Annotated in this window: 21 protein-coding genes; 7 read left to right on the top strand and 14 right to left on the bottom strand. The window is 74.6% G+C overall.

From position 1 onward, the window contains the following. Nucleotides 1-32 precede the first annotated feature (32 nt). From B9S64_RS27310 to B9S64_RS27280, 7 genes are all read right to left on the bottom strand, one after another. The gene (locus B9S64_RS27310) at nucleotides 33-938 is read right to left on the bottom strand and encodes a LysR family transcriptional regulator (protein ID WP_109492149.1); all 906 of its coding nucleotides are present in this window, start codon (nucleotides 936-938) and stop codon (nucleotides 33-35) included. Between the two features lie 48 nt (nucleotides 939-986). Further along, entirely contained in the window at nucleotides 987-2,180 is a 1,194-nt protein-coding gene (locus B9S64_RS27305) for a glycine C-acetyltransferase (RefSeq protein ID WP_103488556.1), read from the bottom strand. 40 nt (nucleotides 2,181-2,220) lie between these two features. Further along, nucleotides 2,221-3,249: an L-threonine 3-dehydrogenase gene (tdh, locus tag B9S64_RS27300; RefSeq protein WP_103488557.1), complete on the bottom strand. Its 1,029-nt coding sequence runs from the start codon at nucleotides 3,247-3,249 to the stop codon at nucleotides 2,221-2,223. 220 nt (nucleotides 3,250-3,469) lie between these two features. After that, entirely contained in the window at nucleotides 3,470-5,581 is a 2,112-nt protein-coding gene (locus tag B9S64_RS27295; RefSeq protein ID WP_109492148.1) for a bifunctional serine/threonine-protein kinase/ABC transporter substrate-binding protein, read from the bottom strand. Nucleotide 5,582: 1 nt separating this feature from the next. Further along, entirely contained in the window at nucleotides 5,583-7,721 is a 2,139-nt protein-coding gene (locus B9S64_RS27290; RefSeq protein ID WP_109492147.1) for a bifunctional serine/threonine-protein kinase/ABC transporter substrate-binding protein, read from the bottom strand. Between the two features lie 7 nt (nucleotides 7,722-7,728). Continuing rightward, on the bottom strand, nucleotides 7,729-8,526 hold the full coding sequence (locus B9S64_RS27285) for a hypothetical protein (protein ID WP_181012132.1): 798 nt from the start codon (nucleotides 8,524-8,526) through the stop codon (nucleotides 7,729-7,731). Between the two features lie 157 nt (nucleotides 8,527-8,683). Then, the gene (locus B9S64_RS27280) at nucleotides 8,684-9,127 is read right to left on the bottom strand and encodes a MarR family winged helix-turn-helix transcriptional regulator (RefSeq protein ID WP_103488941.1); all 444 of its coding nucleotides are present in this window, start codon (nucleotides 9,125-9,127) and stop codon (nucleotides 8,684-8,686) included. A gap of 124 nt (nucleotides 9,128-9,251) precedes the next feature. On the opposite strand from B9S64_RS27280, the gene B9S64_RS27275 reads away from it, so the two are divergent. Together B9S64_RS27275 and B9S64_RS27270 are read left to right on the top strand one after the other, a co-directional pair. After that, on the top strand, nucleotides 9,252-9,740 hold the full coding sequence (locus B9S64_RS27275; protein ID WP_103488942.1) for a MarR family winged helix-turn-helix transcriptional regulator: 489 nt from the start codon (nucleotides 9,252-9,254) through the stop codon (nucleotides 9,738-9,740). Nucleotides 9,741-10,090: 350 nt separating this feature from the next. Further along, nucleotides 10,091-11,686 carry an MFS transporter gene (locus tag B9S64_RS27270; RefSeq protein ID WP_103488943.1) on the top strand — a complete coding sequence of 532 codons (1,596 nt, stop codon included), beginning with the start codon at nucleotides 10,091-10,093 and terminating at the stop codon, nucleotides 11,684-11,686. Between the two features lie 52 nt (nucleotides 11,687-11,738). Here the strand turns inward: B9S64_RS27270 and B9S64_RS27265 are convergent, their stop codons facing one another. After that, complete coding sequence (locus tag B9S64_RS27265; protein WP_103488944.1) at nucleotides 11,739-13,004, bottom strand: MFS transporter; 1,266 nt, start codon at nucleotides 13,002-13,004, stop codon at nucleotides 11,739-11,741. Nucleotides 13,005-13,077: 73 nt separating this feature from the next. Here B9S64_RS27265 and B9S64_RS27260 point away from each other — a divergent pair, with 73 nt between their 5' ends. Next, nucleotides 13,078-13,836: a DeoR/GlpR family DNA-binding transcription regulator gene (locus tag B9S64_RS27260; RefSeq protein ID WP_103488945.1), complete on the top strand. Its 759-nt coding sequence runs from the start codon at nucleotides 13,078-13,080 to the stop codon at nucleotides 13,834-13,836. A gap of 52 nt (nucleotides 13,837-13,888) precedes the next feature. On the opposite strand, the gene B9S64_RS27255 is transcribed toward B9S64_RS27260, so the two are convergent. After that, on the bottom strand, nucleotides 13,889-14,728 hold the full coding sequence (locus B9S64_RS27255) for an alpha/beta fold hydrolase (protein WP_103488946.1): 840 nt from the start codon (nucleotides 14,726-14,728) through the stop codon (nucleotides 13,889-13,891). Nucleotides 14,729-14,970: 242 nt separating this feature from the next. On the opposite strand from B9S64_RS27255, the gene B9S64_RS27250 reads away from it, so the two are divergent. Beyond that, a complete protein-coding gene (locus B9S64_RS27250) occupies nucleotides 14,971-17,382 on the top strand; it encodes a GTPase-associated protein 1-related protein (RefSeq protein WP_109492146.1) in 2,412 nt (803 codons plus the stop codon). Nucleotides 17,383-17,513: 131 nt separating this feature from the next. After that, entirely contained in the window at nucleotides 17,514-17,984 is a 471-nt protein-coding gene (locus tag B9S64_RS27245; RefSeq protein ID WP_103492870.1) for a hypothetical protein, read from the top strand. Between the two features lie 60 nt (nucleotides 17,985-18,044). Here the strand turns inward: B9S64_RS27245 and msrB are convergent, their stop codons facing one another. From msrB to B9S64_RS27225, 4 genes are all read right to left on the bottom strand, one after another. Then, nucleotides 18,045-18,452, bottom strand: coding sequence for a peptide-methionine (R)-S-oxide reductase MsrB (gene msrB, locus B9S64_RS27240; RefSeq protein WP_103492869.1), 408 nt, complete (start codon nucleotides 18,450-18,452; stop codon nucleotides 18,045-18,047). 10 nt (nucleotides 18,453-18,462) lie between these two features. Further along, nucleotides 18,463-19,857, bottom strand: a complete 1,395-nt coding sequence (murC, locus tag B9S64_RS27235; RefSeq protein WP_103492868.1) for a UDP-N-acetylmuramate--L-alanine ligase — start codon at nucleotides 19,855-19,857, stop codon at nucleotides 18,463-18,465. 69 nt (nucleotides 19,858-19,926) lie between these two features. Then, entirely contained in the window at nucleotides 19,927-20,379 is a 453-nt protein-coding gene (locus B9S64_RS27230) for an indole-3-glycerol phosphate synthase (RefSeq protein ID WP_181012404.1), read from the bottom strand. 159 nt (nucleotides 20,380-20,538) lie between these two features. After that, nucleotides 20,539-21,321 carry a pyrimidine reductase family protein gene (locus tag B9S64_RS27225; protein WP_181012403.1) on the bottom strand — a complete coding sequence of 261 codons (783 nt, stop codon included), beginning with the start codon at nucleotides 21,319-21,321 and terminating at the stop codon, nucleotides 20,539-20,541. 37 nt (nucleotides 21,322-21,358) lie between these two features. On the opposite strand from B9S64_RS27225, the gene zapE reads away from it, so the two are divergent. Next, complete coding sequence (zapE, locus tag B9S64_RS27220; RefSeq protein WP_103492867.1) at nucleotides 21,359-22,453, top strand: cell division protein ZapE; 1,095 nt, start codon at nucleotides 21,359-21,361, stop codon at nucleotides 22,451-22,453. Nucleotides 22,454-22,539: 86 nt separating this feature from the next. Next, nucleotides 22,540-22,965 carry an OsmC family protein gene (locus B9S64_RS27215; protein ID WP_028442694.1) on the top strand — a complete coding sequence of 142 codons (426 nt, stop codon included), beginning with the start codon at nucleotides 22,540-22,542 and terminating at the stop codon, nucleotides 22,963-22,965. Between the two features lie 99 nt (nucleotides 22,966-23,064). Here B9S64_RS27215 and B9S64_RS27210 read toward each other — a convergent pair whose 3' ends face one another. Beyond that, complete coding sequence (locus B9S64_RS27210; RefSeq protein WP_258317585.1) at nucleotides 23,065-24,705, bottom strand: MFS transporter; 1,641 nt, start codon at nucleotides 24,703-24,705, stop codon at nucleotides 23,065-23,067. Nucleotides 24,706-24,734: the final 29 nt, after the last annotated feature.

Below are 24,734 nucleotides of genomic sequence, written 5' to 3'. Positions count from 1 at the left end.
GCGGCCCGCGGACACGGTCGGCGGGACCGCTGCTACGCGGGTCCCGCCGCCGCGCCCAGCGCGTCCAGGACCGGCTTGATCAGCGGGTGCCCCTCGGCGCCCCGCCGCACCGCGGCGAAGACCCGCCGGGTCGGCGCGACACCCTCCACCGGACGGACGACCACACCGCCCCGCTCCGTGTCCCGCAGCGCCGACCGGGGCACCAGGGCCACCCCGGCGCCCGCGCCGGCCAGGGCGAGCACCGCGTGGAAGTCGTCCGAGGAGTGTTCGAGCCTCGGTGCGAACCCGGCGTACTCGCAGGCCAGGACCACCACGTCATGGCAGGGGTTGCCGGGGTACGGGCCGATCCAGGGGTCGTCGGCGAGGTCGGCGACGGCGATGTGCCCACGTCCGGCGAGGCGGTGGCCGACCGGCAGCACGGCGTCGAAGGGCTCGGAGTACAGCGGGACGCGGGTGAGGCGCCGGTCGTCGTCGCCGGGCGCGCCCCGGTACTCGACGGCGACCGCCACATCGACCTGCCGGTCCAGCACCATCGGTACGCTCGCGTCGCCCTCGGCGTCCTGCACCCGGACCCGGATACCGGGCGCGGTGCGGGTCAGCTCCGCGATGGCGGGGGCCAGCACCAGACCGATGCCGGTGGCGAACGCGGCGACGGTGACCGTGCCGGCGACCCCCGCCCCGTAGTCGGCCAGCTCCGCCTCGGCCCGCTCCAGCTGGGCCAGCACCTCGTTGGCGTGGGTCAGCAGGATCTCCCCGGCCACCGTGAGCCGGGCCCCGCGCGCCCCGCGCTCGACCAGCCGGTGGCCGGTCTCCTGCTCCAGGGCGGCGAGCTGCTGGGAGACGGCGGACGGGGTGAGGTAGAGCGCGGCGGCCGCGGCGGTCACCGTGCGGTGATCCGCCACCGCACGCAGGACGCGCAACCGCCGGGCATCGATCATGTCCTCATTGTCCCAGGTCGCGGCGGCTGCCCCGACCCGCCGTCCGGGTCACGCCTCCAGGGCCGCCCGCGCGTCGACGAACGCGTCCACGGCGCGGTCGACGTCCTCGGTGGAGTGCGCGGCGGACAGCTGGACCCGGATGCGCGCGGCGCCCTGGGGGACGACCGGGTAGGAGAACCCGATCACGTACACCCCGCGTTCCAGGAGCAGTTCGGCCATCCGGGCCGCCTTCGCCGCGTCCCCGATCATCACCGGGGCGATGGCGTGGTCGCCGGGCAGGACGTCGAAGCCCTCGGCGGTCATCCGGGAGCGGAAGAGCGCGGTGTTGGCGTCGAGCCGCTCGCGCAGGTCGCCCGCGGACTCCAGCAGGTCGATGACCTTGAGGGAGGCAGCGGCGATCACCGGGGCGAGCGAGTTGGAGAAGAGGTACGGCCGTGAGCGCTGGCGCAGCAGCGCGACGATCTCGGCGCGCGCCGCGACGTAACCGCCGGACGCGCCGCCCAGCGCCTTGCCGAGGGTGCCGGTGATGATGTCGACGCGGTCCATGACGCCGTGCAGTTCGGGGGTGCCCCGGCCGCCGGGGCCGACGAAGCCGACGGCGTGCGAGTCGTCGACCATGACCATGGCGTCGTAGCGGTCGGCCAGGTCGCAGATCTCCGCGAGCGGGGCGACGTAACCGTCCATGGAGAAGACGCCGTCGGTGACGACGAGGCGCCGCCGGGCCCCGGACGCCTCCTTGAGCCGCTGCTCCAGCTCGGCCATGTCGCGGTTGGCGTAGCGGTACCGCTCCGCCTTGGAGAGGCGGATGCCGTCGATGATCGAGGCGTGGTTGAGGGCGTCGGAGATCACCGCGTCCTCGGGGCCGAGCAGGGTCTCGAAGACACCGCCGTTGGCGTCGAAGCAGGAGGAGTAGAGGATCGTGTCCTCCTGGCCGAGGAAGGCCGACAGGCGCTGCTCCAGCTCCTTGTGGACCTCCTGGGTGCCGCAGATGAAGCGGACGGAGGCCAGCCCGTAGCCCCAGCGGTCCAGTGCCTCGTGGGCGGCGGCGACGACCTCGGGGTGGTCGGCGAGGCCCAGGTAGTTGTTGGCGCAGAAGTTGAGCACCTCGCCGGCGCGACCGCCGGAGGTGACGGCGACGTTCGCGGACTGCGGGGTGCCGATGACCCGCTCCGGCTTCTGGAGCCCGGCGTCCCGGATCTCGTCGAGGGTGGTGCGCAGGTCGTCGCGTACGGAGTCGAACATGGGGCTGTCTCCCGGTGAGGTGTGGGTCGGACGAGGGGGCTCAGGCGGTCCAGTCGAGCAGGACCTTGCCGCCCAGGCCGCTCGCCGCGTCGTCGAAGGCCGCCTCGAAATCGCGGTAGCCGTAGCGTCCGGTGACGACCGGGGAGAGGTCGAGTCCGCCCTCCAGCAGCACGGACATGGCGTACCAGGTCTCGTACATCTCGCGGCCGTAGATGCCCTTGACGGTGAGCATCGAGGTGACGACGCGGGACCAGTCGACGGCGAACTCCTCGGAGGGCAGGCCGAGCATCGCGATCCGCCCGCCGTGCGTCATGTTCGCGATCATGTCCCGCATGGCCTCGGGGCGTCCGGACATCTCCAGGCCGATGTCGAAGCCCTCGCGCAGGCCGAGGCGGCGCTGCCCGTCGCCGATGGTCTCCTCGCGGACGTTCAGGGCAAGGTCCACGCCGACCTTTCCGGCCAGTTCGAGCCGGGCCTCGCTGACGTCGGTGATGACGACGTTACGGGCACCCGCGTGGCGGGCGACGGCGGCGGCCATGATGCCGATCGGACCGGCGCCGGTGATCAGGACGTCCTCGCCGACCAGCGGGAACGACAGCGCGGTGTGCACGGCGTTGCCGAACGGGTCGAAGATCGCGGCGATGTCGAGGTCGACCGGGTCCCGGTGCACCCAGACGTTGGACGCGGGCAGCGAGACATACTCGGCGAACGCCCCGTCCCGGCCGACGCCGAGCCCGAGGGTGGAGCGGCACAGGTGGCGGCGGCCGGCCAGACAGTTGCGGCACTTCCCGCAGACGAGGTGGCCCTCGCCGCTGACCAGGTCGCCGGCCTTGATGTCCACGACGTCGGCGCCCACGTCGGCGACCTCACCGACGAACTCGTGGCCCAGCACGAGCGGGGTGCGCACGGCCTGCCGGGCCCAGCCGTCGTAGGCGCGGATGTGCAGGTCGGTGCCGCAGATCCCGGTGCGCAGCACCTTGATCAGGACGTCACCCGGACCGGTCTCCGGCTCCGGCACGTCCATCAGCCAGAGTCCGGGCTCGGCCTTGTGCTTCACGAGTGCCTTCACGGCTGCGGCTCCCTGTGCGGAGTGGAGAGCCCCGGGCCTCGGGCATGCCGAGGGCAGCCCGGGGCCCGGGGTGGTCGGGGTTCGACGGACGGTCCGGCAGGGGCCGGGGCGGCCTCGCGGGCGCCGACTGCCGTCAGGAGCACTCTTCCGCAGGCGGGCCGCCGGGTCCATCGAGGATTTCTTAAGCTCCGCCGCAGTTGTGCTTCACACCGCCGGGGTGTCAGACGTCGGCGTACGGCCCCAGCCAGCGCGCCCGGCCGCCCTCGGCGCGGTACAGGAACATCCCGGTCTCCGCGCGGACCCGCCGGGTGGTGCGGAAGGCGATGGGGCGGCTGATGCCGTCGTAGCTCAGCAGGAACAGCCGCCGGGCGATCCCGCCGCGCTCGGCGTCGGCGGCGCTGGTGCTCTCGGCGGCCCGTGCGATCAGCCCGACCGCGTCGTACGCCTCGGCGGCCCAGCGGTCGGGCGGTGCGCCGAACCGGGCGCGGTGGGCGGCGGTGAACGCCTTCGCGGCCGGGGCGGCGGCGGGGTCGGTGTACGCCTCGGCGAAGACCCAGCCGTCCCCGGCCGCCCCGGCGCCCGTGAGGAAGTCCGGGCCGAGCGCGGGCCCGCTGGACAGCCGGGTTCCGGTGTACCCGGCCTCGGCCAGTGCCACGGCACACCGGGCGGCCCGTGCGGGCGAGGTGCCCGCGTGGACGACGGCGTCCACCCGGTCGGCTCTCGCGGCGCGGGCGGCGGGGCCGAAGTCCTCGCCGTCCCGGACGGTGTGCACGGTGACCCAGGACCGGCGCAGGTCCTGGAACTCCTGGGTGACACCCCAGGTGCCCGTGCCGCCGGTCCGGTCGTCGACGACCCGGACCGTCCCGGCGGGGTGCGTCCGGGCCAGGTAGTGGATCAGGGCGGTGGACAGGTCCGGGTCGAACGGCCGTATCACACACAGGGTTTCGTCGAATCCCGGCGTCTGCGCACCGGCGGCGACCACGACGGCGGCCAGCCGGGCCGCCGCGTACCGGGCGGCGACCGCCTTCGGTACGGCGTCGGTGGTGGGGCCGACGACGGCCAGCACCGTGGTGTCGTCGGCCAGCCGTCCGGCGGCGCGGGCGGCCCCGGCCGCGGTGCCGCCGTCGTCCTCGGCGCGCAGGGCGAGCCGGAAGGCCGTGCCGGTACGGGCGTTGTGGTCGGCCACCGCCAGCAGGACGCCCCGCCGGTGCGCCAGCCCGACGGCCGCGCCGGGGCCGGTCAGGTCGGCGTGCAGCCCGAGGGTGTACGTGGGGCGGCTGCCGGAACCAGGTGGTGCACCGCCCGAGCGGTCGCGGCGGGTGGCGATCCAGGCGGTGCCGCCTGTGGCCAGCAGGACCGCCCCCGTGGCGCCCGCGGTCAGGAAGCGGCGCCGGGAGGGCCGCGGCGCGGGCTCGGGGGCGGCGGATTCCGGGCCGGGCGGGAGGGGTTCGGGGTCGGGCAGGGCCAGCGCGGCGGTGGAGCGCTCCGCGATCAGGGCGTTGAGCCCGGGTACGTCCCAGGTGTCGAAGGGCCCGGTCGCGGACAGCAGCGCCTCCGCCTCGCGGGCGGTGGGCCGCTTCGCCGGGTCCTTGGCCAGGCACGCGGTGACCGGGGCGCGCAGCCCGGCCGGCAGTCCGCGCAGGTCCGGGTCCTCGTGGACGGTGCGGAACAGCACCCCCGGGGCGGAGCCCTCGCCGAAGGGCCGGTGCCCGGTGGCGGCGAACACCAGCACCCCGCCGAGCGCGAACAGGTCGCAGGGCGGCCCGGTCTCCCCGGCGACCGCCTGTTCCGGGGCGAGATAGCCGGGGGTGCCCAGCAGCGCCCCGGTGGCGGTGAGCGCGGTGGCGCCCGTGTGCCGGGCGATGCCGAAGTCGATGAGCCGGGGCCCGTCGGCGGCGAGCAGGACGTTGCCGGGTTTCACATCCCGGTGGACGAGGCCCGCCGCGTGGGCCGCGCCCAGCGCACGGGCCAGCCGGACACCCAGCGCCCGGACGGTGGCCACGGGCAGCGCACCGCGCTCCGCGACCGCCTCGGCGAGCGTGGGGCCCGGCACGAACGCGGTGGCCAGCCAGGGGGCTTCGGCCTCGGTGTCGGCGCCGGTCACCGGGACCGTCCAGGGGCCGCCGACGCGCCGGGCCGCCGACGCCTCCCGCCGGAACCGGGCCCGGAACGCGGGGTCGGCGGCGTGCTCGGCGTGGATCACCTTCACGGCGGCCAGCGCCCCGCCGGACGCCCGCGCCAGATAGACGACGCCCATACCGCCCGCCCCGAGCCGGGCCAGCGGCCGGTAGGTCCCGATCGCCCGGGGGTCCTCGGGGGTGAGCGGCCGCACCTCAGCTCCCCAGTTCGGGCGCGGGCCCCAGATAGCGGTAGCGGCCCCGCTCGGCCCGGTACAGATGGGCGTCGTCGCCGTCGAGCGTCCCGTCCTTGTCGAAGGCGTACGTCCGTGAGATCCCCCGGTACGTGGACGCGGCGATCCGGGCCATGAGGGCGGCCCGGGTGGGCCGCTTCCCGGCCGGTCCGGCGGCGGTGGTGAGCGCGGCGGCGACCAGGGCGGCCGCGTCGTGGGCCTCGGCGGCCCAGGGCGCGGGCGCGGAGCCGTACCGCTCGCGGTGCGCGGCGGTGAACGCCTTCGCGGCCGGGGCGGTGGCGTCGGTGTACGGGGCGACGAACTCCCAGCCGGTCGCGGCGGCGCCCGCCTGGCTCAGGAAGCGCGCGCCCATGGAGGTGTACATGGCCATGCGCGGCCCGGCGAAGGGGGTCGCGGCGAGCGCCTGGGCGGTGCGGGCGGCTCCGGCCTCGTCCCCGGCGTAGAAGAAGGCGTCGCTGCCGTGGGCCAGCATGTCCGCGACGACCGGTCCGAGGTCCTCGGTGCCGCCGGGCACCACCCGCGGATAGGTGGTGCCGGTGGTGAAGGCCGGGATGAGGTAGTTGGTCGTGTAGCCGCCCGCGTAGGCGGACTGGCCGCCGGCCCGGTCCAGGAGCACCCCCAGCCGCTCCACGTCGGGCCGGATCACCAGCCTGCTGACGACGGGTTTGGTCAGGACGGCGTAGGACGGCGCGGCCTGGAAGAAGGACGCGTGGGGCCGGGACGCGTAGGCCATGGCCAGCGAGGACACGGTGATCAGCGGGAGCATCGCCTCGTCGTACAGGCTCAGTACGGCGTCGGTCTCCGCGTCGCCGGTCGGGCCGACCACGGCGAGGACGTCGCGGTCCCGGGCGAACTCCTCGGCCACCTCGGCCGCCCGCGCCACCTCGCCCCGGTCGTCCAGGACCTTGACCCTCAGGGTGAACGCCTTGTCCGCACGGGAGTTGAACTCCGCGACCGCGAGCCGCACCCCGCGCTCCTGGGCCCGTCCCCACGCGCCGCGCGCCCCGGAGAGGTCGGCCTGCACCCCGAGCGTCCAGACGGGCTCACCCGCCTTCGCCGCACCTCCGGAGGCGTCGTCGCGCAGCACCTCCCAGACCGCGTACGCGCCGCCGCCGACGGCCAGGACGGCGCCCCCGGCGGCCAGGGCGAGGACCCGCCGCCGGGTCGCCGGGGGCGCGGCGGGCGGCTCGGCGGCGGTGGGTTCGATGTCGGGCAGGGCGAGCATGGCGGCGGACCGCTCGGCGACCAGGCGTACGACGTCCTCGGGCAGCCAGTCGATGGACCCGCCCGGCACGTCCTCGGCGATACGGGTGTCCAGCGCACGGGCGGTGGGCCGGTCGGCCGGGTCCTTGGCGAGGCAGTCGGTGACCAGGGCGCGCAGCGCGGGGTCGTCGATCCCGGTGAGGTCGGGGGCGTCGTGCACGGTGCGGTAGAGCAGCGCGTCCACGGCTCCGCTGCCGAAGGGGGGCCGCCCGGTCGCCGCGTACGCCAGGAGGCAGCCCAGCGAGAAGACGTCACTCGCGGGCCCGAGCGCCGTGTCGTCGGCGGTGGCCTGCTCCGGGGAGAGGAAGCCGGGGGTGCCGACGACCAGACCGGTGGCGGTGAGCGCGGTGGCCTCGCCGGTCCGGGCGATCCCGAAGTCGATCAGCCGGGGCCCGTCCGCGCCGAGCAGGACGTTGCCGGGTTTGACGTCGCGGTGGACGAGACCGGCGTCGTGCACGGCGGCCAGCGCGCGGGCCAGCAGCCTGCCCAGCACCCGTACGGCGCGGGCGGGCAGCGGGCCGCAGCGGGCGACCGCCTCGGAGAGCGGCGGACCCGGCACGAACGCGGTGGCGATCCAGGGCCGTTCGGCCTCGGTGTCGGCGTCGGCCACCTCGACGGCCCAGGGGCTGCGCACGCTCCGGGCGGCCTCGGCCTCCCGCCGGAAACGGGCCCGGAAGTCCTCGTCCCCGGCGTACTCCGGGAGGATCACCTTGATCGCCAGGGGCGCCCCCGCCCGGGTACGGCCGAGGTAGACCACGCCCATGCCGCCCGTGCCGAGGCGTCCGAGCAGCCGGTGGCCGCCGATGCGGGAGGGGTCGGTGGGGCGTAACGCGTCCATCGGGGCCTCAACTCCGCTTCTCGACGGCGGATTCCAGCCGCGTCAGCATGGTGGCCACCGCCCGGGAGGACAGTCCGGAGAGCTCGTCGGCCGTCCGGCCCTTCGCTCCCTTGCCGGTCACCGCCACGGTGAACTGGAGGGTCTGCGCCTGGTGCCATTCGTAGGGGTGGGGGCCGCCCAGTTCGGTGCTGTGGAACTCCCCGGACTCGGTGAGCGTGTCCTCCGAGGTGTGCTGCCCGCCCTCGCCGGACAACAGCACGCCGGACAGCATCGAGCCGATCCGCTCGTCCCGTCGCAACCGCTGGGCGGGGCAGCGCATGGTCTCCTCCAGCGATTCGGCCATCTCCCAGCGGGCGTCGTCGCGGGTGCGGTGGACGGTGACGACGGCGGAGAGCCGCAGCGGCCCCTTGCCGTCGGCGGCGGGCAGTTCGAAGGAGCGGGTGAGGGTGGCGAGCACGCTGTCCGGGGTCTTCGCCCGCCGCCAGACGCAGTCGGCGCCGAGCACGGGCCAGGTGTCCGGGCCGCTCTCGTAGGGGGTGCGCTTCACCGCGTCCGGCCCGAAGCTGTCGGGGGTCGCGATGACCTGGCGGACGAGGGCGAGCGCGGACTCCCGGTCGTCGGGGAGCCGGGCCGGGTCGGCGTCCAGCACGGAGGGGGTGGGCGCGGGGCCGCCCATGGCCGGGGAGGAGACACCGGGCTTGTTCTCGGCCGGGGCGCCGCCGCCCGGTGAGCAGGCGGTCAGCAGGAGCAGGGGCACCAGGACGGGAAGCCCGAGTCCGCGTCGTAAGTCCCCTACGTGGCCCATGCGTTCGCTCCCCCCGTCGCGCGCGGCCGGCTCCGCTCGGGCCGGTCGCTCCGATCATAGGGGCGCCCCGGCGCCCCGGCCGGGGAGCGGGCGAACTGTTGCGCCGGTGCGACAAGCGGCACACGGACGTGACGAACGGGACGGCGGCGGCCGGCCGTCAGGGCCGGGGCCAGGGCCGCCCGTCGAGCTTCTCGATGTCGGTGTTGAAGCGCTGGAGGTACGCGGCGAAGGCGGCGACCTCCTCCGGGTCCCAGGCGGCCATGACCCGCTCCAGGCCGCTGATGTTCCCGGCGCGCTCGGCGTCCAGGCTGCGCTCCCCCGCGCCGGTGATCCGGAACTTGCGGGCGATGCCGCCCTCGGGGTCGGGGATGCGCTCCACGAGGCCCGCGCGGAGCATGGCGGCGGTCTGGCGGTTGAGGGTGGAGGCGTCCAGGCCGAAGGCGTCGCTGAGCTGCCCGATGGACATCGGGCCGTCCATCCGGATGCGGCTGAGCAGGGTGTACGCGCTGCGGTCCAGGTGGGAGCCGTTACGGCTGCTCAGCTGGACGTACCGCCCGAGCAGCATCGTCTCGAACTCGATCAGGTGCGTGGGTTTCTCCATGGTCCTTCTCCCGACCGTCTTCACCGTGCTCCGGGGCTCTCACGTGCAGATATACCACTCACGCCGGACTCACGGGATTTTAGGTATGTTGACATAGCTATATTGTCGTACCTACACTCCCGGCATGACCGGCTCCCGTGCCCCTTCCCAGGACGCGCACTCCCAGGACATCGACCATGTGGCCTCCGTGCTCGTGGCGTGCCTGCCCGCGCTGCACCGGGGCCTGGAACGGCGGATCGCGCGGGAGTTCCCGCACCCGCGGCTCCCCGACGGCCAGCTCGCCCTGCTGTTCCTCGTGGAGGAGCGTGAGGGCGTCACCGTCCGGGAGACGGCCGAGGCCCTGCTGATGAAGCCGAACAACGTCAGCGCCCTGGTCTCCCAGCTCACCGATCTCGGGCTGCTGGAGCGCAGGCAGGACACGGCGGACAAGCGCGTCGCCCATCTGTACCCGACGCCTCTGGCCCGGGAGCGCCTGGCGGAGGCACGGCTCCTCAAGCAGGCGTACATGGCCCGCGCCCTGCGCTCCCTCACCGACGGTGATCTCGACGCCCTCGGCGCGGCTCTGGGGGCGCTGGTGTCCCTGCCGCCGCGTCTGCACTCCCCCGCCGGCTGACACCCCCGGACACCGGCCTGGGGCCCCGGGACCGCTGGGGGCCCGGGGCCCCTGGCGGGTTCCCGGCGCCCCGGGGGACGGATGCCGCCGACCCGGTCCGCACGGCCCGGTACCGCTCACCCGGACCCAGGTGTCCCAGGACCGCCCGCCTGATCCCACACGCCCCGGCGCCCCGGCGTACGACGGCGTGCCCGTGTACGGCGGGTGCCCCGGCGTACGGCGCGTGCCACCGGCGTACGGGCGTGTCCCGGCACAGGGCGCCGTCCCGGAGCACGCCCACACCCCGGAGCGCGCACACCGTCCCCCGGCACGCCCACCCCTCCCCATCACGTACACAGACAAGGCACTTGATGTCCTCCACCACCGTGGACACCTCCTCCACGCCCGCCGGCCCGTCACCAGATGTCCGGAAGACGGACCGGCGCGGCAATCCGTGGCTGACGCTGATCGCCGTCGCCATCGGCCTGTTCATGGTCAACCTCGACGCCTCCGTCGTCGCGATCGCCAACCCCGAGATCGGCCGCGACCTCGACGCGTCCACGGCGGACCTCCAGTGGGTCACCAACGCCTACCTGATCGCCATGGCCGCCCTGCTGATCCTGGGCGGAAAGCTCGGCGACCGCTTCGGGCGGCACACGGTCTACCTGGTGGGCGTCGTCGGCTTCACCCTGGCCTCGGTGGCGATCGCCCTCTCCGGGTCCATCCAGGGCGTCATCGCCTTCCGCGCGGCCCAGGGCCTCTTCGCCGCCCTGCTGATCCCCAACACCCTCGGCCTGCTGCGGGCGGTCTTCCCGCCCCGGCGGTTCGGCACGGCCGTGGGCCTGTGGGCGATGGTGGCGTCCTGCTCCACCGCGCTCGGCCCGATCGTCGGCGGCCTGCTCGTCGAGCACGTCAACTGGGAGTCGGTCTTCTACATCAACGCGCCCATCGGTGTCGTCGCCCTGGTCTTCAGCCTGTTCGTCCTCCCGAAGAGCAAGGACGCCACGGGGCATCACCGCTTCGACGTACCGGGCGTGATCCTGCTCGCCGCCGGACTGGTCTCCCTGGTCTTCGGCGTGGTCAAGGTCGAGACGTGGGGCTGGACCTCCGGCGGCACCCTGGGTTCGCTCGCCGCGGGCCTCGTCCTGCTCGCCGTCTTCTGCTGGTACGAGACCCGTCAGGAGCACCCGCTGCTCCCGATGCGCCTCTTCCGCGACCGGTCGCTGTCCATCGGCGCGCTCGTCACCGCGATCAACTTCTTCGTCCTGCTCGGCGTCATCTTCTTCCTGATGCTGTACCTCCAGAACGTGCGGGGCTTCACCCCCGTGGAGTCCGGGGTCCGCACCCTGCCGCTGAGCCTGGCCTCCGTGGTCGCCGCCCCGCTCGGCGCCGCCCTGACCCAGCGCTTCGGCCCCCGCCTGACCATGCCGGCCGGCATGCTCCTCCAGGCGGCGGCCTCGCTGTGGATGCTGACCTGGGACGCCGAGTCCTCCTACGCCGCGCTGTGGCCGCCGCTCCTGGCCATCGGCCTGGGTGTCGGCATGGTGATGTCCGCCTCCTCCGACGCCATCGTCGGCAACGCGCCGCAGAAGGACGGTGGCGTGGCGGGCGGCCTCCAGGCCACCGCGCTCCAGGTCGGCGGCGCGCTGGGCACCTCTGTCCTGATCTCCCTGATCAGCGGCACGGTGGGCTCCACCCTCACCGGTGAACTCACCGCGGCCGGTGTACCGGCCGGGGCGGCGGCCGGCTTCGCGGAGGCGAAGGACGCCGTGGCCATGGGGGTCTCCCCGGTCTCGGACGCCATGCCGGCCCAACTGAGGGCCGCCGTCGTCGAGGGCAGCGGCAACGCGTTCATGAACGGGGTCCACGCCGCGGTGCTCGTCACCGCCCTCCTGTGCGTGGCCGGCGCGCTGCTGGCCGGACTCGGTATGCGGCGCGCCACGCGGGAGGAGGCCACCGGGGCCTGAGCGCGCGTCACGGGGCCCGGTGGCCGGGCCCCGTACGGGACGGGCAGACCCGTCAGACCTGCTGCCGCGCGGGCGCGGGACCCACGCCGGGCGCCCCCTCCGGCTGTCCCGTCCGCAGGACCGGCGCGGTGAGGCAGGCGACGGCACAGAAGGCGACCGGCAGGAAGAACGCCAGGTTGAGCGGCATCAGATGGGTCATCGGGCCGATGACCGCGGGCCCGGCGAGCATGCCGAGGTACCCGAGACCCGCCACCCGGGACACATTGGCTCCCGCGGCGCCCGGGTCGGCGTGTCCCGCCGCGCTGAAGAGCTGCGGGACACAGCCGGAGAGGCCGATTCCGAAAATGGTCCAGCCGACCAGGGCGAGCGGCACGGCGGGCGCCAGCGTGGCCACCGTCAGACCGACCGCGGCCACCGCCGAGCCGTACCGCACCACCGCGACGGTCCCGATCCGCGCGGCCACCCGGTCGGTGAGCAGACGGCCGACCGTCATGGCCGTGGCGAAGGCACCGTAGGCGAAGGCCGCGGTCGCCTCGGGGGCGTCCAGCACGTCCTTCAGGTGGAGCACGCTCCAGTCGTTGGCCACGCCCTCGCTGAGCATGAGCATGAACGCCAGGGCCGCCAGGATCCAGATCCGCGACGGCGCCCGGCGCCCGGCGGCCGCCCCCGCGGTGCCGTTCTCGGTGGCCGCCTCCCCGGGGCCGGTCTCCGTGGCCCCGTTCTCCGTGGCGGTCGCGGTCGTCTCCTTCGACGGGGCGCTCTCGGGCGGCAGCAGGGCGCGCGACGCCAGCGCCGCTGCGACGAGACCGAGCACGGCCATGGCGCCCAGGGTGGTGGCCGCGCTCCAGCCGAGGCTGAGCGTCAGGGCGCCCACCAGCGCGGCGATCACGCCGCCGATGGAGAACAGCGCGTGGAAGGCGGACATGATGGGCCGTCCGTAGCCGCGCTCGACCTGGACGGCATGGGTGTTCATGCTGACGTCCAGGCAGCCGTTGCCGAAGCCGAAGACGAACAGGGCCGGGCCGAGCGTCCAGGCGTCGGCGGCCAGCCCCGGCAGCAGGAGTGCCGCGCTGCACAGCGCCGCGCTCAGCGGGACGACCTTGCGGGACCCGAACCGGTCGGCGAGCGGCCCGACCAGCTGCATCCCCGCGAACGCCCCGCCGCCCAGCAGCAGCAGGAGCCACCCCAGGACCGCGTGGCTGATGCCCGTGTGCTCCTCCACCGTGGGGATGTGGACGATCCACATCCCCAGCAGGAAGCCGTTGAGTACGAAGTACGCGAAGGTGGCCAGCCGGGCGGCACGCAGGGACTTTTCCATGACCGAGAACCTATAGAACATCGTTCATGTTCGTAAAGTTGCGTTTCGAACATGCTCTGTGTTCAATCGCCGCATGGCGAGCATGGACCGGCTGAGGCAGATCACCGACGCGGTACGGGAGAGCGGCCGGGTGGGGGTGGCGGAGCTGGCCGGGCTCACCGGCGCCTCGGAGATGACGATCCGGCGTGATCTGGAGACGCTGGCGGGCCAGGGCGTGCTGGAGCGATTCCGGGGCGGCGCCAGGAGCCTGGTGCTGCGCGGTGAGGAGCCGCCGTTCGCGCTGCGCGCCGGGGAGGGCGTGGAGACCAAGCGGCGCATCGCGGCCGAGGCGGCCTCGCTGCTCGCGGAGGGCGAATCGGTCGTCCTGGACAGCGGGACCACCTGTCTGGAGGTGGCCCACGCGGTCGCCGGCCGCCGGCTGACCGTGATGCCGCTGTCGCTGCACGCCGCCAACGCCCTGACCGGGACGACCGGCACGACCCTGCTGCTGCCCGGCGGCCGACCCCGCCCCGGTGAGCTGGCGCTGACCGGCCCGCTGACCGAGGCGTCCCTGGCCTCCCTGCGCTTCGACACGGCGGTCATCGGCTGCTGCGGTCTGACCACGGCGGACGGCCTGACCGCGTACGACCTGGAGGACGCCGCCGTCAAGCGCGCCGCGATCGCGTCGGCCCGCCGGGTCGTCGCCGTCGCCGACGGGGCGAAGTTCTCCCGGACGGCCCTGGCCCTGGTGGCACCGGTGAGCGCCCTGCACACCGTGGTGACCGACACAGGGGCCCCGGACGAGGAGACCGAGGCGCTGCGCGCCGCCGGGGTGGACGTACGGACGGTCTGACCACCGCCTCAAGCCCCAGGAGCCCAGGGCGCGTTCCCGCCTCCCGGGTCCGTCACCGCCCGTGCGGGACGAACCCCCTGACGGCCTCGCAGAGCCGCTCCGGACGGTCCTCGGGAATCAGCGTGTAGCTGTCCACGATCTCCACCAGCTCGCCCTGGGGCAGCAGTTCGGCCAGCCGGCGCCCGTGGGCGGGCGGCATGACCCTGTCCTCGGCCGCCCAGACGACGAGCGCGGGCCGGTCGAACGTACGCAACGCCTCCGCCCACCCGAGGAGTACGTCGTCGGGCGGCACCCCGAGGACGTATGCCCTGAGGTCGCGGCGGATCTCGGCGGAGGTCCACAGGGGGCGGAACCAGGCGTCCATCACCGCGTGCGGTACGGGCCGCCTGCTCATCCACCCCCAGGTGAAGGGCAGCCTGCGCAGCGGCCTCAGCTTCAGCAGGGTCAGGGCGGCCCACAGCGCGAAGGGCAGCTTCGCCGCGGCGTACAGAGTGCGGCCGGGCAGTCCGGGCGGGACGTTCTCGAACGCCTCGCAGGACGTGATCACCAGCCTGCCGATCCGGCGGTCCCTGCCGTCCGCGACGAGGGACAGGGCGCCGCCCCAGTCGTTCGTCACCAGCGTGACGTCCCGGAGGTCCAGCGCGTCCAGGAACTCCGCGACCAGCCGGGCCACCCCCTGGACCGTCAGATCGGCGTCCGGAAGCATGGGCCTGCGGTGGCCGCCCAGCGGCAGCGTGGGCACGACGCACCGGAAGTCCGCGCGCAGCCCGGCGACCACGTGCCGCCAGAGCGAACCGTTCATCGCCACACCGTGCAACAGCACCAGCACGGGGCCGTCGCCACCGGTGTCCTCGTACTCCACCACCCCCGCGGACAGCAGCACCTCGCTCATACCGGCCAACCTAGCCCGACCGCCCGGGGGCACGGCACACCGAAGGCCTCGTCCACGGCGTGGCGGGAAGGCGTGCCCCACGCGCGGCCTCCGGGCGCCCGTCGCGCGCCCGGTCCGCCCGACGGCGCGGGCCGACCGCCCGAGCCTTGATAGCGTCGCCCACGCGACTACGGACCGCTCCCCTCGCGGAGTTGTGACCGCGGTGGGCCCGGACGGACGTGGCACGGAAAAGGACCGACACAATGAGCCTCGCGCAGTTGCACTACACCGCCCCCACGGCAGGTGACGGGGGATCAGCCGGCCGGTTCGCCGCCGCCGACAGCGCGATACCCGGGCCGGTGCGCGCGGAGGCCGGGCCGCTGCTCGCCTACGAGGCGCCCGCCGGCACCCCAGAGCGCCTCAGCGACGGCGAACTCCGCGCCCTGCCCGTCGCGTTCGGCTTCAGCGCGTTGTCCGACGGCAGCCATCTGCTCAGCCGTACGGTGGCCCTGGGCGCGGCCGGTTTCCACGCGCACGCCGTGCACATACCGGCGGACGCGGCCCTGCCGGGCCGGTTGCTCCCGGTCGCCGCCTGGGGCGCGGCGGGGTGGCTCTCCGCACCCCCCGGCCGCACACTGCCCGATCCGCTGACCGCGCTGGCCCTGTCCGGCGCTCCGGGCGGATTCTCCCGCGAGTGGCTGGGGGACTTCGCGGTGTCCCGTGGCCCCTGGCTCGCCGCCGTCCTCGGTGACATACGCCGGACGAGCGAGGACCCGTCGGCGCCGCAGGTCGTGCTCGTGGAGCGGCACAGCGCGGACGTCGCCCGGTGGATCGCGCTCGCCGTGGCCGTGCTGCCGCGCGAGTACGCCGAACGGCTGACCTTCACCACGTACACCCGGCGGCCCGGGTCCGCCGCGCACCGGGTCGTCGGTGTGCTGCCCCAGGACGCCCCCGATGTGCGGGACCCGCGCTTCCGCGTGCACGTCGGCGGGGGGCCGCACCCCGCCGGACCGGCGGGCGACCCCTGGGCGGCGACCGCCGCCCGCGTCTGGCGCCACCGGGCGCCGGAGCTGTTCCGGGACGCGGCGGAGCTGCCGGGCGAGCCGTTCGCCGCAGGGCCGCTCGCCGTGACCGCGCTGGGCGCCGGGATCGCGCTCGGTTCGGAGGAACGCGCCGCGGCGGCGGACTGGGCGGCCGTCCGCCCGTACGCCCTGGACGAGAAGCGGACCCAGCAGTTGACCGACGCGCTCACGGTGCCCGGCGAGGACCGTACGTCGGCCGAGTGCGCCGCCGCGCTCCGGCTGCTCACGGCGCTCGACGGCCGTGCCCCCGCCTCGGTGACCGCCCCGCTCGCCGCGCTGCTGGTGACGGAGGCGGTACGCGGCGGCGACGTCACCCTGGAGCCTCCGGCCCGTTCGTCCTTCGCCGGGGCCGCCGGGGAGCACGCGGTCGGCACACTGGTCGCGGAGCTGGGCGAGGACCTGCTGGCCGAACTCACCGCGGGCGCCACCGGGGGCGTCGCGCGGACCGTGCAACTGCTACGGATCGCCCGGCTGCTCGGCCTGGACCGCACGGACGTGCTCCCCGGGGTCGTACGCCGTCTGGCGGGCGCGCTCCTGGCCGACCCGGAGGCCGGGGCGTGCCCCGCGCTGCCGGACCTGCTGGACGAGCAGTTCGACGTGCGTACCGCGCTGCTGGGCGAGCTGGACCGGCTCACCCCCGACGACCCGGCCGGCGCGGAACGGCTGCTGTCCCGGGTCGCCCTGCCGTTCACGGGGACGCAGGCGCTTCCGCACCTGCGGATGTGCGCGGCGGCGCCCGGGGCGAAGGCGCGGGGCGCGGACCGGGTGGCGGTCCTGCACACGGTGCTGCGGGCCGCCGGGATGTCCCCGTTCACCGAGCCGCTGGTGCTGCGCACGGCGGTGGGCCTGGTGTGGGGCGAGGACACGCCGACGGCCTCCGAGGGGCTCGCGCTGCTCGCCGAGACCACCTCGGACGCCCATCGCACGGCCGGGACCTGGCGGCGGCTGGTGGACGCCGCGCTGGCCGCCCCGGCGGACGACGAGGACGGGCCCGCGCTCGCCCACGACGTGCTGCGGGGCTTCCCGCAGGAGACCGACGCCCGGGTGCGCGCCTGTCTGCTCCTGCTGGACTTCGCCCGTGAGGTGCGCTCCGGCACGGCGGAGCCCGGCTGGGCCGAGCGGGTCCGTGCGCTGCGCGAGCGGGCGGAACCGGTGGAGCCCTCGGTGCGGGACCACGCCTACGACGCGGTGGCACGCCGGCTGCTCACCCCGGACCGGCCGGAGGCGGAGCTGTTCGCCTGTGCGCACAGCGGCGACGAGGACCTGTTCGCGGCCTACGGCCGGGCGGCCCGTCGCGAGGAGGTGTCGGCCCTGCTGCGCACCGACCCCGGGTACGCGGCGGACTGCTTCGCCGTCTGGACGTCCCATCCGCACGCGGGCGCCGGCTGGACGCGGACCCGCACGGCGCTGCTGGACGAGGTCCTGCGGCCCGCGGTGCGCGCGCTGCCGCCCCAGGAGGTCGCGGCGGTCGAGGCGGCGGTGGAGAGCGGGGGCACCAGCCGTACCCTCGACGCGTTCCGGGCCTGGAACCGCCCCTCCCGCTCACTGGGCGGTCTCGGCAGACGCATCGCGGGGCGGGTGCGCCGGGGGTGAGCCGGGAGCGGGCGGGTGCGCCGGGGTGAGCCGGGAACGCGGCGTGCGCGGCCCGGGGCACGGCGGGTACGGTGGAGTGTTCCGATCTCGTGTGCCTCCGGTGGGCTGCGTGACACCCCAGGAGGAGTGCGATGACGACGAACCGCGGACGCAAGGACGTGATCCGGGACCGGATGGCGGCGACCGGGGAGTCGTACAACGTCGCCGCGCGCCATCTGAAGGCGATGAAGGACACGGCCGCGACGCGCACCGCCGTCCTCACCCAGCGGTGGGCACCCGCCGACTCGGCGGACGTCCCCTGCCCGTGCGGAAGCACCTGCGAGCCCGGTGAGACCTGTGGCCGCTGCCACGCACGGCATCTGCACGTGAAGCGGTACCCGGGCAGCGTCACGGACGTGGAGGTCTGGGCGGACCGCTACGCGTGCGCGGGCTGCCCGTCCTCGTACACGCTGACGGTCCGGCTGGCCGGGCGCCCCTGGGGTGTCGCCGGGACCGTGGTCCAGGGCGGGTCGGCCGAGGAGGTCGTGCGGGCGACGGTGTTCCCCGGGGTCGCACACCCGCTGCTGCGGGCCGCGGCGGCCACGGAGTCCGAGGACGCCTGACCCGGCGCGGCCCCGGACGCCGGTGGGGCGTCCGGGGCCGCGCGGCCGGTGAGCGGGCGGTCAGGCCTCTTCGGGCTCCAGCCGGAGCGAGATCGAGTTGATGCAGTAGCGCTGGTCGGTCGGGGTCGGATACCCCTCCCCCTCGAACACATGACCGAGGTGGGAGCCGCACCGGGCGCAGCGCACCTCGGTACGGACCATGCCGTGGCTGGTGTCCGCGATCAGCTCGACGGCGTCGCTGTCCTTCGGGTCGTAGAAGGACGGCCAGCCGCAGTGCGACTCGAACTTGGTGCCGGAGCGGAAGAGTTCCGCCCCGCAGGCGCGGCAGGAATAGACACCCGCCGCCTTGGTGTCGGTGTACTCACCCACGAACGCCGGCTCGGTGCCGGCCTTGCGCAGCACCGCGTACTCGGCGGGGGTGAGCTCGGCCCGCCATTGCTCGTCCGGCTTCTCGACGTCGTACGCCACGGTGGCTCCCTCAGTTCGACAGGTGGTCCAGGATCCGCGGGCCGAGGTCGGTGACATCGCCCGCTCCCATGGTGAGAACGAGATCGCCGGGCTTCGCCATTCCCGCGACGGCGGCGGGCACCGCGGTCTTGTCGTGGACGGCGGTGACGTCGGCACCGGCGGCCCGCGCGGCCTCGATGACCAGCTCGCTGGTGACGCCCGGGACCGGGTCCTCGCGGGCCGGGTAGATGTCCAGCACCACGGAGGCGTCGGCGAGCGCGAGGGCCTGGCCCATCTCGGCGCCGAGCTCCTGGGTGCGGGAGAACAGGTGCGGCTGGAAGACCACCAGCAGCCGGGAACCGGTGGCCGCGCCCAGCATGGCCTCCAGGTCGGCGGCCATCTCCGTGGGGTGGTGCGCGTAGGAGTCGATGACCTGCACCCCGCCCGCCTCGCCCTTGAGCTGGAGGCGGCGCTTGACCCCGGTGTACGTACCGAGCGCGGAGGCCAGGTTGTGCGCGGGGACGCCCAGCGCGACCCCCGCGGCGAGCGCGGCGACGGCGTTGAGGGCGTAGTGCCGGCCGGGCACGGAGACGGTGAAGGTGAGGTACCTGCCGTCCAGGACGACCGTGACCTCGCTGGTCAGACCCCTCGGGGTGATCTTGTGCACCCGTACGTCGGCGCCCTCGGCCTCGCCGTAGGTGACGACCTGGAGGCCGTCCCGCCCGCGGACCCGGCGGGTCAGCTCGACGGCGCCCGGCTGGTCGGCGGAGACGACGAGCGTGCCGCCGGGCACGATCCTGCCGGTGAACGTCTCGAAGGACTCGTAGATCTCGTCCATCGACGCGTAGTTCGCGTGGTGGTCCAGCTCGACGTTGAGGACGATCGCGACCCGCGGGGCGTACTTCTGGAAGCTCCGGTCGCTCTCGTCGGCCTCCGCGACGAAGAGGTCGCCCGCGCCGTGCGCTGCGTTGGTGCCGGGGCCCTCCAGGTCGCCGCCGATCGCGTACGACGGGTCGAGGCCCAGGCCGGACAGGGCGACCGCGAGCATCGAGGTGGTGGTGGTCTTGCCGTGCGTGCCGGCGACGGCGATCGCGCGCAGGCCGTCCATCAGGGAGGCCAGGGCGTCGGCGCGGTGCACCACCGGCACGGACAGCTCCGCCGCGCGGACCAGCTCGGGGTTGTCCGGGCGGATGGCGCTGGAGACGACCACGCAGGACGCGTCGTCCGCCAGATGACCGGCGGCGTGCCCGATGTGGACGGTCGCCCCCAGCGCGCGCAGCGCCTCGGCGGTGGCGGACTCCTTGGCGTCGCTGCCCGCCACCTTCGCTCCCCGCTGGGCGAGGATCTTCGCGATGCCCGACATCCCGGCGCCGCCGATGCCGATGAAGTGCGGCCGTTCCAGGGCGGCGGGAATACCGGGTGCCATCTGTGGATCCTCCGAGGGTGTGCGGTGCCGGAACGCGGCCGGGGCAGGCCCGGACCGCGGGGTCCCAGCCTATTCGTTGTGCGCGAAGAGCTTGAGCACCGGTACACCCACCTTGTGACGCGCCCGCGAGGCCCAGTCGCGGTGGAAGAACTCCTCGACGTAGTGCGGTGCGGTCAGCACGATGACCTCGTCGGCCCGGGAGTCCTCGACCACGGTCTTCAGCGCGTCCAGGGGGTGGTCCTCGACCACCTGTCCGACGGCCTCGGCCCCGGCCTCGCGCAGTTCCCGGAGCGAGTACTCCAGGGCCACCACGGCGGGCTCCAGGGCGGCCCGGCCCTCGGGCTCCTCGTTCTCCCGGGCGGCTTCCCTCAGCTCGCCGAGCGCCACGTCGTCGATCGCGCGCAGCAGGACGTCGGCCTGGTCGCCGCGGGGCTGCATCAGTACGACGAACGAGATCCGCTCCTCACCGTGGAGCGTGGTGACGAACTCCACGTCCTCGGGGGTGAGGGGCTTCTCGATCATCAAAACGCTTGTGAACACGACAGGCGCCTTCCGCTTCATCTCTTCGGCCGTGAGTGGTCGGCCGCTGCTGCTGAAACCATCCTTCCCCGCAATTGCACGGGGTTGCAGAGTCAAGTCTGCCCATCCGGAGCTAACCGGAACGGGAAATTCCGTTACGTGTCAGTTCTTTCCGTACCGACTGAAGAGGAATCCTGCCTCCTCCAGCAGAGATGTGAGGGAGAAACGTTCCGGCACCTTCACCCCGGGTCCCGTCGCGATACGCTGCGCGCTGCCGGCGGTGAGCACCGGGGAGACGGTCAGGCAGAGCTCGTCCAGCACCCCGGCCGCCACGAACTGCCCGAGCAGCCTCGGACCGCCCTCGGTGAGCATCCGGGTGTGCCCCCGCGCCACCAGCTCCGCCACCGCGCGCGCCGGCTCGATCCCCGCCCCGTCCCCGGCGACCAGCACCTCGACGCCCGCCTCCCGGGCGGCCCGGACACGGTCCGCCGGGGCTCCGGCCCCGGTGAGCACCAGGGTCGGGACCAGCGGCGAGACGAACAGCGGCAGCGAGAAGTCCAGGTCCAGGCCCGCGCTGACGACGGCGATCACGGGAGCGAGCCCCTGCCCGGCGGCCGCCCGCCGCGCCGCGAACGCCTCACGGGCGCGGGCCGGCCGGTAGCCCTCCCGCCGGGCCGTCTCCGCGCCGACGAGCACCACGTCGGCCAGACCGCGCAGAGTGCCGAAGATCCGCATGTCCGCGGCGCAGGAGATGCCCTGGGAGCGCCCGTCGTGCTGGGCGGCACCGTCCAGCGTGGTCACCATGTTGGCGCGGAGCCAGGGGCGCCCGTCCCCGGGGTAGGCGTAGGCCTCGGCCAGTTCGTCGAGCGTCCATTCACGGTCGGCCGCGGCCTCCGGGCCGGGTGTGGAGGTTGTCAGGTCCGTCACAGGGAGCAGGCGTCGCATGTGAGGCAGTCTGGCACGGGCCGTAAGGTGGAGAGTTGTGTCGTCCTCCACCGCCGTGCCGGGGCAGAGCCCCATAGCAGAAACGGCCCCGAAGTCCCTGTGCGCCCTCGAACCGCACGTCCCCGCCGACCGCCTGGTCGCGGAGATGGTGCCGCCGCCGCGCTTCGACTCGGTGCGCTTCGAGACGTACGAGCCCGACCCCGGCCAGCCGAGCCAGCACGAGGCCGTCGAGGTGCTCAGCTCGTTCGCCGCCAGGCTCGGGGGCGCGCACGCCACGGGCACGGGCAAGCGCAGGTGGTTCGGGAAGAAGACGGCCACGGTGCCCACCGGACCGCGCGGGGTCTATCTCGACGGCGGGTACGGCGTCGGCAAGACGCACCTGCTGGCCTCCCTCTGGCACGCCACCCCGGCGGCGCCCTCGCTCAAGGCGTTCGGCACGTTCGTCGAGCTGACGAACCTGGTGGGGGCGCTCGGCTTCCAGCAGACCGTGCGGACCCTCGGCGGACACCGACTGCTGTGCATCGACGAGTTCGAACTCGACGACCCGGGTGACACCGTGCTGGTGTCCTCGCTGCTCAGCCGGCTGGTCGAGGCGGGTGTGGCGCTCGCCGCCACGTCGAACACACTTCCCGGCAAGCTCGGCGAGGGCCGGTTCGCCGCCGCCGACTTCCTCCGGGAGATCCAGGGCCTGTCCGCGCACTTCCGGCCGCTGCGGATCGACGGCGAGGACTACCGCCACCGGGGACTGCCCGAGGCCCCGCCGCCGTACTCGCCGGACCAGGTGACGAAGGCCGCGTACGCCACCCCGGGGGCGTCCCTGGACGACTTCCCGGCGCTGCTCGGCCACCTCGCCCGGGTCCACCCGAGCCGGTACGGGGCGCTGACCGACGGGATCACGGCGGTCTGCCTCACGGACGTGGAGCCGGTGCCCGACCAGTCCACGGCGCTGCGGCTCGTGGTCCTCGCGGACCGGCTGTACGACCGCGAGGTGCCGGTGCTCGCCTCCGGCCTCCCCTTCGACCGGCTGTTCAGCGACGAGATGCTGAACGGCGGGTACCGGAAGAAGTATTTCCGGGCGATCTCCCGGCTGACGGCACTGGCACGTGACGCGAAGGGCTTGGTGGCGCAGTAGGTTCGAGGGTGCGTACCGCGTCCGTGGCGCCCTCGGCACCACGGACGGCGGCCGCACAACCGCGTACACCGTTCGAAGGGACCCATATGGCTACCACGCGTCAGGCGCACACGGTCTGGGAGGGCAACCTGCTGGAGGGCAAGGGTGTCGTGACCCTCGACTCCTCAGGGGTCGGGGAGTACCCGGTCTCCTGGCCGTCCCGCGCGGAGCAGGCGAATGGCAAGACCAGTCCGGAGGAGCTCATCGCGGCGGCGCACTCCAGCTGCTTCTCGATGGCGCTCTCCAACGGCCTGGCCTCCGCGGGCAATCCGCCGGCCCGGCTGAACACCAAGGCCGAGGTCACCTTCCAGCCCGGTACCGGCATCACCGGCATCCACCTCACGGTGGAGGGCGAGGTGCCGGGTCTGGACGAGGCGGGCTTCGTGAAGGCCGCCGAGGACGCCAAGGCGAACTGCCCGGTCAGCCAGGCGCTGACGGGCACGACGATCACGCTCAGCGCGTCGCTGGCCTGATCCTCGCGTTCCGTGTCCCCGGGGTGGCGGTCGCCGCCCCGGGGACACGTGCGTCCGGCCCCGGGGGACGAGCCCCTGCCTCCGAGGCCGCGCGGCCCGTCACGGGGCGGCGGGGGTACGGGAGGCGGCCGGCAGCTCACCGGACGGGGCCGGGGCGGGCGGGCGCAGCCGGCAGGCGGCCAGTACGGCGGCGACGGCGGTGGCCGCCCCCGCCGTGAGCGCGGTCACCGTCATGGCGTCGGCGAACGCCTCCCGCACCCCCGAGGCCACCGAGGAGCGCAGGGGTTCCGGCAGGCGCGCCAGGTCGAGGCCCAGGCTGTCGGCGGGCCGCGCGGGCAGGCTCCCCCGGCCGAGTACGGCGGTGAGGCGGTCGGTGAAGACGGTCGTCAACAGGGAGCCCTGGACGGCGATCCCGAGCGCGGAGCCGAGCTGGCGGGTGGAGTCGTTGACCGCGGAACCGAGGGCCGCCGCGCCGGACGGTACGGCCCCCATGACGGACTCGGTGGCCGCGGCGGCGACGAGCCCGGCGCCGAAACCGGCCACGAGCTGGAAGACCAGGCAGCGGGGGTAGCCGGAGGTGGCACCGGTGGTCGCCAGCACCGCGAATCCGAGGGTGACGACGAGGAGGCCCGCGACGACGGGCAGCCGGACGGCCAGGGCGTGTTCCGAAGGTGGCGCCGTCCGCCCGGAGGACGGGGCCACTTCCGGAACACGCCCCAGGACCCCGGCGGCACCCCGGGCGGCCGCACGGCGCGAGGACAGCAGCGGCAGGGCGCACGCCGCGCCCGCGGCGAGCGCGGCGGGCAGCGGCATGGTGCGCAGCCCTGCCTCCAACGGCCCGTATCCCAGGACGCCTTGAAGGTAGAGGGTCAGGACGAAGAGGGCGCCGAACAGGGCGAAGGACATCAGGGTGAGGGCCACGGCGGCCACATGGACCTGGGGCGCGCGCAGCACCGTGAGCGGAAGCATGGGCGTCGCGGTACGGGCCTGCCACCAGGTGAACGCGGTCAGCAGGAGGGCGGCCGCGGCGAACCCGGTGAGGGTGGCGGGACCGGTCCAGCCGCGGTGCGGCCCTTCGGTCACCGCCCACACCAGAGCCAGCAGACCGGCGGCCGACAGCACGGCTCCCAGGCCGTCGAACCCCGTCCGGCGTTCCGCGCGGGACTCGGGCACCACGAGGAGCGCCCCCACGGCGATCACGGCGGCGAGGGGGACGTTGATCCAGAACGCGGCCCGCCAGGAGAACCGCTCGACCAGCCAGCCGCCGACGACCGGCCCGCCGAGCCCCCCGAGTCCGCCGACGGCCGCCCACACGGCGATGGCCCGCGCCCGCAGCACCGCTTCGGGGAAGACGTGGTGGATGACGGCGAGGGTGGCCGGCATCAGCAGGGCCGCGCCCGCCCCCATGCCGCAGCGGGCGGCGATCAGCTGCCACGGTTCGCCGGCCACGGCACCCGCCCAGGACGCGGCGCCGCACAGCACGACACCGCTCACGAACGAGCGTCTGCGCCCCCAGGTGTCCGTGAAGGCGCCCACGGAGAGGACGGTGCCGCCGAGGACCAGGGCGTACCCGTCGACGATCCACTGCACCTGGGCGGTGGTGGCGGGCAGGTCCTGGCGGAGGCCGGGGACGGCCACGTTGAGGATGGTGACGTCCATCCCGAGCATGAACAGTCCGGCGCAGACCACGGCGGTGGCCCGGACGCGGGGGACCGTGCGCCGTCGCCTCGTCGGGGTCATCGAAGTCCCTCCGGGCGTACCGGGATGCG

Source organism: Streptomyces sp. SM18, assembly GCF_002910775.2.
Classification (GTDB): Bacteria; Actinomycetota; Actinomycetes; order Streptomycetales; family Streptomycetaceae; genus Streptomyces; species Streptomyces halstedii.
The sequence above is the reverse complement of the archived record's forward strand: the minus strand, read 5'-3'. Positions and strand labels throughout refer to the sequence as shown.